The organism is Oleiphilus sp. HI0043, from assembly GCF_001634935.1.
In genome coordinates this window covers 1-1,209 of the sequence record NZ_LWEY01001457.1, presented here as the reverse complement: position 1 = coordinate 1,209, position 1,209 = coordinate 1, and the positions used below count along the sequence as shown (strand labels likewise).

Here is a 1,209-nt window from a genome sequence, read left to right as displayed (position 1 = left end):
GATAATTGAAAGCGTTAAGCTCCCCCAGAGTAACCAGTCTCGCTTTTCTGGAGAGTCTTCACAGCAACTGTTAGTTGCGGGCTCGCTCGTTGCCTTACTACTGCTGGAGCAGCATGACGTAGTATGTACGGGCTGTTTTTCTTTGCTGCAACAACTTGAACTACTTTCAGGCTTTTCAGGGTTATTTTTTTCAGAACTAGAGCCGCAGCAGCTTGATTTCGTTTCTTTCATAGCTTTACCCCTCCCTGTGTCGTTAGTTGCTCTGGTGCCTCGCTAAGCTTATCAAGAATAGCGCAGTGAGGGTCATTGTTAGATTGGCATTGGCTAGCGAGGTCTAGCAGGCACTGGTGCATCAGCCTAAGCTCAGCTATTTGCTCTTCAACTAATTTTGCTTTGTCCAAGACGAGGGATTTAACCTCGTGACTTTGTCGGCCTTTATTATTGAAAAGATCAAGCAAGTGGCGACACTCATCAATATTGAAGCCTGTCTTTCGGGCGCGCTGGATAAACTGGAGCTGTTCCAGATCTTGTTCTGAATATTGTCGATAGCCGTTGGCAGAGCGCGAGCTAGGATGAACCAGGTCGATCTCTTCGTAGTAGCGAATGGTTTTAGAATTAAGGCCTGTTAGCTTTGATATCGCGCCGATATTCATCGTGCTACTCCTATATAAATTGATCTAATATGGAATAGCATAAACCTTACAGCTACGGTAAGGTCAATACAAATTTATTTAATTCGAAATTTATGACGAAAGTGGTCAGTGTAGGTGGGTATGACCATAGTCAAAATAACTCAAGTAGACAGAGCCTTCCATGGCTCGCTGGCGGCTTAGGGCTGGTTGGTTTCATGTGAGGAATGGCGTTCTCAGCCTAAGAATGAATAAGCCTCAACCACGACGCCATGCATGAAATTTCTCAAGAAACTGCAATACCTTCTCAGGCGCGTTGGCTTTTTTCCAGTTACCAGCGACAAACTTATTGGTTTCCGCCAGGGTTGGGTAGATATGAATCGTGCCCAGGATCTTATTCAGACCTAAGCCATGCTTCATTGCCGTCACGTATTCAGCAATAATATCCCCGGCATGATGACCGACAATCGTTACCCCAAGAATTTTATCTTTCCCGGGGACGGTTAGCACCTTGATAAAACCATGAGCCTCACCATCGGCAATAGCTCGGTCTAAATCATCAATATCATAACGGCTTACA

The 1,209-nt window shown here is 45.2% G+C and carries 1 protein-coding gene and 2 pseudogenes; all 3 read right to left on the bottom strand.

Features of this window, described 5'->3' with window-relative positions; translation table 11 throughout:
- Positions 1-231: pseudogene (locus tag A3729_RS34085) on the bottom strand (ATPase); the annotation flags it as partial.
- A complete protein-coding gene (cueR, locus tag A3729_RS20645) occupies positions 228-653 on the bottom strand; it encodes a Cu(I)-responsive transcriptional regulator (protein WP_068506746.1) in 426 nt (141 codons plus the stop codon). The gene cueR and the pseudogene A3729_RS34085, both read right to left, overlap by 4 nt.
- A gap of 234 nt (positions 654-887) precedes the next feature.
- A pseudogene (locus A3729_RS20640) lies at positions 888-1,209 on the bottom strand (pyridine nucleotide-disulfide oxidoreductase); the annotation flags it as partial.

Excerpts from the sequence above, each read along its gene's own strand:
- cueR (WP_068506746.1), bottom strand. The coding sequence starts at position 653 with ATGAATATCGGCGCGATATCAAAGCTAACAGGCCTTAATTCTAAAACC.